Source organism: Streptomyces sp. UH6 (assembly GCF_013421635.1).
In the GTDB taxonomy this organism is placed as follows: Bacteria; Actinomycetota; Actinomycetes; order Streptomycetales; family Streptomycetaceae; genus Streptomyces; species Streptomyces abyssomicinicus.
Genome location: NZ_JACADT010000204.1, coordinates 1 through 7596, shown reverse-complemented (window position 1 = coordinate 7596; position 7596 = coordinate 1). Strand labels below are relative to the sequence as shown.

Below are 7596 nucleotides of genomic sequence, written 5' to 3'. Positions count from 1 at the left end.
GGGCATCCAGACAACCGTCGGCCCGCCCCGGGCCTCTCCCTCGGCGAGGACGTGCATCCTCCGGCCGCCCACGTCGACCAGCCGCCCCGGCGGGGGGTTCTCCCGCCGCTCGCGGGCCATCAGGACCAGGTGACGTACGGCTCCCGCCGCCAGCAGCGCACCGACGGCCACTCCCAGGCCGCCGAGCGCCCTCGCCCACGCCGTCCCCGCCCCGGCCGCCCCCGCGCCCGCCCCCGCCACGAGCACCGCGACCGGCACCCCGATCCAGTCCCGGCTCAACAACGCGAGCAGGCGATCCGCGATGCGTCCGTCCCGGCCGTCCTGTCCGTCCTGTCCGTCCTGTCCGTCCCGTTGGTCATTCCGCACCGGCCCCTCCGCACAGGCACAAGAAAACCGATTCACCGTCAGTATCCGCCCTCCTCACCCACCCGTGTCCACGCGATGCACGACAAATAATTCCCGGCGGTTCGGCGTCAAGCGGTCATAGCTTTTCCCACCCTCATTGATTAATGAGCGATCTTGAGATCTGTATCCCGTGAGACGATGCGGCGGCGCGGGAATGCAACCGGCCCGAGGCGCCGGGAATTCACGCGCCGAAAGAGAAAGGAACGGCCCATGCACATTCTCCGAGGTGCACCGGACTCGCCCGAGCGGAGCGCCGCTGCGTGACCGTAGCCCTGGACCAGACCCTGTTCCACCAGACCGGTGCCGGCCTGTCCGTGCCGTTCGCCGTCGCCGGAACCGGGATGCACCTGCCACCGACGGTCGTCACCAACCAGGACCTCACCCGCACCCTGGACACCAGCGACGAGTGGATCACCAGCCGCACCGGTATCCGCGAACGCCGCCGTCTGGCCCCGCGCCTGGCGACCTCCGACATGTGCATCGCCGCCGCCCACCCGGCCCTGGCCGCCGCCGGTGTGGGGCCCGCCCAGCTGGACGCGGTCGTCGTCGCCACCTACACCTGGGACCAGCCGCTCCTGTCGACCGCCTTGATCGTCAAGGACGCCCTCGGCGCCCACCGCGCCCTGTCCCTGGACGTCACCCAGGCCGCCTGTGCCTCCGGCATCCAGGCCATGCTGATCGCCGCCCACCTCCTGCAGAACCCCTCCATCAGCACCATCCTGCTCCTCGCGGCCGACTGCGCCTCCCGGGTCACCGACCCCGGCGACCGCACCACCGGTGTCTTCTTCGGGGACGCGGCGGCAGCCGTCGTCCTGACCCGCCGCGACACCCCCGGTGCGGGCCTGCTCTCCTACAGCCTGGGCTCCCAGCTGTCCTACGACGTCCAGATCTCCGCCGGGGGCTCCCGGCTGCCCGCCAGCAGTGCCACCGTCGCGGCCGGGGAGCACTACCTGTCCATGGACGGCCGCGCCGTCTGGAACACCGCGACCACGCGCCTGCCCGAGAGCATCACCAGCGCCGCCCGCCACGCAGGCGTGCCGATCGACCAGGTCCGGCACTTCTTCCTGCACCAGGCCAACCTGAACATCCTCACGGAGACCATGGCCGCCCTGGGCGTTCCCCGTGAACGTGCCCCCGTCACCGTCGACCGACTGGGCAACACCGGTTCAGCAGGCCTGTTCACCGCACTGCACACCACCATCACCGAAGGCTCCCTGCTTCCGGGGGACGCCTACGTGCTGTCCGGGATCGGCGCGGGCTTCCAGTGGGGGACCCTGTGTCTCCGGCACGCCTGACCGGTCACGGAACCCGCCGGCCCGAGCCGGATCGCTGACGTCGCGTCGCCGCTCCGGCCGTTCACGGACGAGTGAACCCCCGGCCGATTCCCGGTACCACCACCGGCGCGGGCACCAGCATGGGCGGCATGGTCACCACGCACTCCCGGGCTGAACGGGCCGCCCAGGCCCGGGAAGCCGAAGCCCAGCTCGCCGCCGACGACATCGACGGGGTGGTGTTCGGCTGGGTCGACAACGCCGGGCTCACCCGGGTGAAGTCCGTCCCGCTCGCCCGACTCGCACACGCCGCCGAGTACGGTGTCGGCGCCGTACCCTGCTTCGACGTCTCCCTGGTCGACGACTCCTTCACCACCGCGCCGTCGAGCACCGGTGCGACGGGCGACCTGCGACTGGTCCCCGACCTCGACCGGCTCACCCCGCTCGCCGCCCAGCCCGGCTGGGCCTGGGCCCCGGCCGACCGCTACACCCAGGACGGCGCCCCGCACCCCGGGTGCCAGCGCGGCTTCGCCCGCCGGGCCGCCGAGGCGGTCGAGCGGCGCGGGTTGTCGGTGCGGGCGGGGATCGAGATCGAGTGGGTGGTGGCCGACGCCGCCGGAGAACCGGCGACGGTCGCGCCCGGGTACGGGATGACCCGCTTCATCGAGCACTCCGACTACCTGCGGGCGGTGCTGCGCGCCCTCACCGAGCAGGGGCTGGACGTGCTGCAGATCCACCCCGAGTACGCCGCCGGGCAGTTCGAGGTATCGGTCGCCGCCGAGGGGCCGGTCGAGGCGGCCGACACCGCGATGCTGGTGCGCCACACCGTGCGGGCCGTCTCCGCCCGGCACGGCCTGCGGGTCTCGTACGCGCCCGTCTTCACCGAGGGCTCGATCGGCAACGGCGGCCACCTGCACCTCAGTCTGTGGCGAGAGGGCCGGAACCTCGGGCACGGCGGTCCCGGCCGCCACGGACTCCACCCCGAGGCCGAGCAGTTCCTCGCGGGCGTCCTGGCGGAGCTGCCCGCCCTGCTCGCCCTCGGCGCGCCCGGCGTCGCGTCCTACCTGCGCCTGGTTCCCTCCCACTTCGCCGGGGCCTTCCGCTGCTGGGGCCTGGAGAACCGTGAGGCGGCGCTGCGCCTGATCGCCGGCTCCGCCGCCGGTCAGGCCAACGCCGAGTTCAAGTGCTTCGACGCCACCGCCAACCCGTACCTGAAGGTCGGCGGGGTGCTGGCGGCGGGACTCGCCGGTCTCGACGCCGGCCTTCCCCTGCCTCCCGAGGTCCGGAGCGACCCCGCCGCCCTCGGCGCCGCCGAGCGACTCCCGGCGAGCCTGTCGGAGGCGGCCGACGCGTACGAGAAGTCCGCGCTGCTGCGGCAGGCACTGGGCCGGGAACTCTACGAGGCCGTGCTCGCGGTCCGTCGGGCGGAGGCGGAGCTGTTCGCGACGTACACGGACGCGGAAGTGATCGAAGCGGTGCGCTGGCGGCACTGACCAGGCGTCGGCCCCACCCCCCGAGCCGCCGACGCGCCGGCGGCCCGGGGGGTCACGGTCCGCGAACCGGGGCGGCAGGCAGGCCCGACCGTCCGTCCGTGGACACCGCGTCGGGGCCTGCCGCACGCTCAGCTCCGCGGCGGCCCGGGAAGTGTCCCGACCGGCGTCCCGTCAGCTGTCGCGGCCGGCGTCCCGGAACTCACCAGGGGCTTCGTCATGTAGAGCGCGTCGGTCCCGTAGCTCGCGGGCAGTCCGACCTCGGGCCGCGCGCGGTAGCCCAGCCTGCTCCACAGCTCCCGCGAGCCCTGCACGGAGACCAGGGAGAGCGTCTCGTGGCGGAGCGTCCGCCCGGTCTCCTCCAGTCGCTGCTGCATCCGGCGGCCCAGGCCCCGGCCGCGTGCCTGCTCGGCGATCACCAGGTCGTGGAGGTGCAGGTTGCGTGCCTCCCTCGCGCCTTCCTCGGCCAGGCCCAGGTCCGGGCAGCGGAGGAGGGGGTACGGCAGTGCGAGCAGGTAGCCGCCGATGCCGCCGGCGTGCTCCAGCACGAAGCAGGTCGAGGGCGAGGCACGGTGCCGGGAGCGCAGGGCCGCCTCTCCCTCGGACAGGCCGCTCGCCGCGTAGGCGCGTTCCTCCAGCGTGACCACCTCCTCCCAGTCCTCCTCCCGGAGCAGCCGGATCAGGATGTCGCTCACGCGCCTTCTCCGCCGGGTGCGGGGCCTCCGACGCAGGTGTACGGCAGCGGCGCGAAGCCGTTGAACCCCAAGGTGGCGTAGGCGGCGGCGTAGGCACCGCAGGAGAGGACCCAGACCGGGTCGCCGGAGGCGATGGCCCGCGGGACCCGCACCATGCCGTCGCGGGCGTACGCGTCGTCGCTGTCGCAGGTCGGTCCGGCCACCACCGCATCGACCAACTGCCCGCCGGGATGGGTCGGGAACTCCAGCCGGTACTGCAACTGGTCCATCTCGTACAGGCCGTTGAACTTTCCGCAGCTGAGGTAGAGCCAGTCCTCACGGGTGCCGTCGAGCCGGTGGCGGGAGGTGAGCCGGGCGACCTGGGCGCGGATCGCGCCGTGGTCGGCGACCAGGTGGCGGCCGGGCTCCAGCAGGAAGTCCAGCGGGGCGGCGTTGACGGCGCGCATCAGCTCCATGCCTTGGCGGATCACGGTGAACATCTCGTCCAGCGGGGGTTCCAGCGGTCGGCCGCGCCGGTCGAGGACCCCGAGGGCGGGCAGGCCGCCACCGAGGTTGATCCGGTCCGGGACGATCCCCTGCCGGTTGAGCGTCTCCAGCAGGGCGGCCAGTGTCCCGATCGCCTCGCTCCAGGCCTCGGCCGTCATCTGCTGGGAGCCGACGTGCACCGACAGACCGGAGGGCGCCAGCCCGGCGGCCCGGGCGGCGCCGAGCACCCGCGGTGCGTCCTCGGGCGAGCAGCCGAACTTGTGGCTCAGACCCCACAACGCACCGTGGCCGGTGGTGGCGATCCGGCAGAAGACCCGTGATCCGGGGGCGTGTTCGGCGATCGCGGCGACGTCCTGAAGGCTGTCGGTGGCGAAGTCCCGCACGCCCAGCCGGTATGCCGCGGCGATGTTGCGGTCGGACTTGACGGTGTTGCCGTAGTGGATCAGCTCGGGCGCCGCGCCGGTGCGCAGCGCCTGGGCGATCTCCTGCGGGCCGGCCGCGTCGAAGCCGGAGCCGAGCCGGGCGAGGTGGCCGAGCACCTCGTCCACCGGGCAGGCCTTCATCGCGAACCGGACGGCGACACCGGGAAGTTCGGCGCACAGGGCGGTGTACTGGCGGCCGATGCCGTCCAGGTCGTAGACGACGACGTCCTCGGAGGCGGCGGCGAGCGCGGCGCGCAGGGCGGGGCTGCCGTGCCGGGCCGGACGGTCGTACCGGCCGGCGCGGGGGGTGGGGGCCGCGTGCACGGCGGTCGACGCGGTCAGGGTACGGCCGGTTCTGGCACGGTCGGCCGTCCAGCGCTGTTCGACGATCTGACGCGTGTCGGTGGCCTGAGGCCTCACGTGGGAATTCCAATCCGACGGGGTGAACGATGCCCGGGCGTGCTGGCATCCATGAGGGGAAACGAGGAGAGCGAAGGTCGGTTATGACGCCTGACCCGGCTTTTCTCCTCGCCGCGCTCCCTGCGTCACGGCGTCGTGGGTGTGCGTGGACGGGCTCCGCACGGAAGCCGGCGGACGGAGCCCGGGGCGCGTCGGCCGTGCGGCGCGTCGGGGCACCTCGCGGTAGGGCGAGTCCAGGACCGTGAGGGGGGGTGTCGATGTCGAGCCGCTGCCAGGCGTCCTCCAGCTCCTTGGCCTCGTCGGGATCGACGGCGACGGTGAGTGCCTCCAGGCGGTCGGGCTTGAGGGCGCGGGCGTAGGCCAGGGCGCGGAGTGTCGGTCTGTGGATGTGGGAGACCGGGACGACGGCGAGGACCCGGGAGGGGGAGGTGAGGTCGGCGTGCAGATCGGTGCTCGTCAGCTCGGCGGTGGTGCGGTCGTAGTGCGCGTGGATCGCCCGCATCAGCAGCCACAGCACGCCGACGGCGACCACCGCCGGCCAGGCGCCGTCGAGGAACTTCGTGAGCAGGATCACCACCAGGACAAGGCCGGTGATCGCCGCGCCGACGGCGTTGACCGCCCTGGCCGCGCGCAGGCGGCGCCGGACCAGCGGGTCGCGCGTCGTGGTGAGGACCTGGTTCCAGTGCCGGACCATGCCGGTCTGGGAGAGCGTGCGTATGCGGCCGGCACGTCCCGGCGTACCTCCTCCGCGAGGTCCGCGTCGCCGCGGAGGGAGACCTTGAGCAGGTCGCTTCGGCTGACGATGCCCGGCGGCCGGCCTCGTCCGTGACCGGCAGCCGCTCGAGGTGTTCGCGGGCCATGATCCGCGCCGCCTCGGTGACCGGCCGAACGGCGACGCGGTGCCGGTCGGCCGGTGCGGAGGCCGAGGTCGTGGCGGCCTCGCGTACGGTCGACACCCGGGCACCCGCGCCGGCCGGGCGCTCGGGCCTTTCGTACGGACGAGGAGACGACCGTTGAGCACAGACACTCCGCCGACCGCCGGGGACGACGCGTTCTGGCAGGAGCGCCGGCCCTGTTTCCTCACCACCTTCCGGCCCGACGGGACCCCCCACCTCGTCCCCGTCGGCGTCACCTACGACCCGGGGACGCGGATCGCCCGTGTCATCAGCGACGGCGGCAGCCGGAAGGTGCGCAACATCCGGGCCGCCCTCGCCGCCGGCGGGGAGGCGCGCGTCGCCGTGGGCCAGGTCGAGGGACGGCGCTGGTGCACCTTGGAGGGCACGGCCGTCGTCAAGGACGATCCCGCCTCCGTCGCCGAGGCCGAGGCCCGGTACGCCGACCGGTACAAGACGCCGCGGGTCAACCCGAACCGGGTCGTCGTCGAGATCACCGTCACCCGTGCCATGGGCACCGCCAAGCCCTCCGGCTGGTAGGACGGCGCGGGCGGCGCGGGCGGCCGACTCTGGCCGGATGTGGCCTCGGCATGCCCCCGCCACCTCGCCCACACTGGTGACTCCCACCCCATCTCCACACCCCCACCCCCACCCCCCCACACCGAGCATCGGTGTCCCGTCCTCCGGGAGGCCCCTGATGCTGCCCGATGCGACCCCGCCGGACGACGGCACGAAGCCGCGGCCCGCCCGGGCCGGACGGCCCGCCGACCCCGTCGTCCTGCGTTCCGACCTGCGCGCCGCGCTGCCCGACGCGGCCGCGGCGGTCGTGGTCACGGCGGCCGTCTTCGTGCTGCTGCACGCGCGGATGGCCTCGGGTGACTCGGCGACGGTCGCGGTCATGCCGTTCATGGACGACCCCGGCACCTATTGGATGTACCTGCTGAGCCAGGCCTTCGGCTGGTCGGGGCTGCTGTGGGCGTGGGGCACGGTCATGCTCGGTCTGCTGCTGTCCGGCCCGGGGCCTGCCCGGATGCCGGTCTCCCGGCGGACCCTGGAGCGCTGGCACCGCACGACGAGCCTCACCACGATGGCCCTGATGTTCGCGCACGCGTTGCTGTTCGCGGCCGAACTCGTGCGTTACGAGACCGAGTTGGCATGGGCGAAACGGCTGTGGACGGGCTTCGCGGACACCTTCGTGCCGGGCTGGTACGACTCCGGGACCGGACAGATCGCCATCCCCCTGGGCCAGGGCGCCCTCTATCTGGCCGTCCCGCTCGGCCTGTTGTTCTACGTCCGGCACCGCATCGGCGCCGGCACCTGGCGGCGGCTGCACCGCTTCGTGGTCGTCGTGTACGTGCTGAGCGTGTGGCACACGCTGCTGTACGGCACCAACGTCTGGTACGGCGAGTGGCCCCGCACCACGCTGTGGTTGCTGCAACTCCCCGTCGCGGTCCTGCTGTTCGTGCGGCTGACACGGCCGGCGCGACGGGCGGAGCGGCTGGGCGGGCCGCAGG

General features: G+C 73.4%; 6 protein-coding genes and 1 pseudogene. 4 read left to right on the top strand and 3 right to left on the bottom strand.

Going from position 1 to position 7596, the window contains the following annotated elements; translation table 11 throughout:
• Positions 1-366 (bottom strand): annotated as a pseudogene (locus HW445_RS12875) (hypothetical protein); the annotation flags it as partial.
• 299 nt (positions 367-665) lie between these two features.
• Here HW445_RS12875 and HW445_RS12870 point away from each other — a divergent pair.
• Together HW445_RS12870 and HW445_RS12865 are read left to right on the top strand one after the other, a co-directional pair.
• Positions 666-1700, top strand: coding sequence for a 3-oxoacyl-ACP synthase III family protein (locus tag HW445_RS12870; protein ID WP_180221159.1), 1035 nt, complete (start codon positions 666-668; stop codon positions 1698-1700).
• A 128-nt stretch (positions 1701-1828) separates the two neighbouring features.
• Complete coding sequence (locus tag HW445_RS12865; protein WP_180221158.1) at positions 1829-3169, top strand: glutamine synthetase family protein; 1341 nt, start codon at positions 1829-1831, stop codon at positions 3167-3169.
• Positions 3170-3297: 128 nt separating this feature from the next.
• Here the strand turns inward: HW445_RS12865 and HW445_RS12860 are convergent, their stop codons facing one another.
• On the bottom strand, positions 3298-3861 hold the full coding sequence (locus HW445_RS12860) for a GNAT family N-acetyltransferase (RefSeq protein WP_308799001.1): 564 nt from the start codon (positions 3859-3861) through the stop codon (positions 3298-3300).
• A complete protein-coding gene (locus HW445_RS12855; RefSeq protein ID WP_257231041.1) occupies positions 3858-5027 on the bottom strand; it encodes a type III PLP-dependent enzyme in 1170 nt (389 codons plus the stop codon). The genes HW445_RS12860 and HW445_RS12855 overlap by 4 nt, the downstream gene beginning before the upstream one ends.
• A gap of 1175 nt (positions 5028-6202) precedes the next feature.
• On the opposite strand from HW445_RS12855, the gene HW445_RS12850 reads away from it, so the two are divergent.
• Both HW445_RS12850 and HW445_RS12845 read left to right on the top strand, forming a co-directional pair.
• On the top strand, positions 6203-6622 hold the full coding sequence (locus tag HW445_RS12850; protein WP_180221157.1) for a TIGR03618 family F420-dependent PPOX class oxidoreductase: 420 nt from the start codon (positions 6203-6205) through the stop codon (positions 6620-6622).
• Positions 6623-6779: 157 nt separating this feature from the next.
• Positions 6780-7596: ferric reductase-like transmembrane domain-containing protein (locus HW445_RS12845; RefSeq protein ID WP_180221156.1), on the top strand; the 817-nt coding region annotated here is incomplete at its 3' end.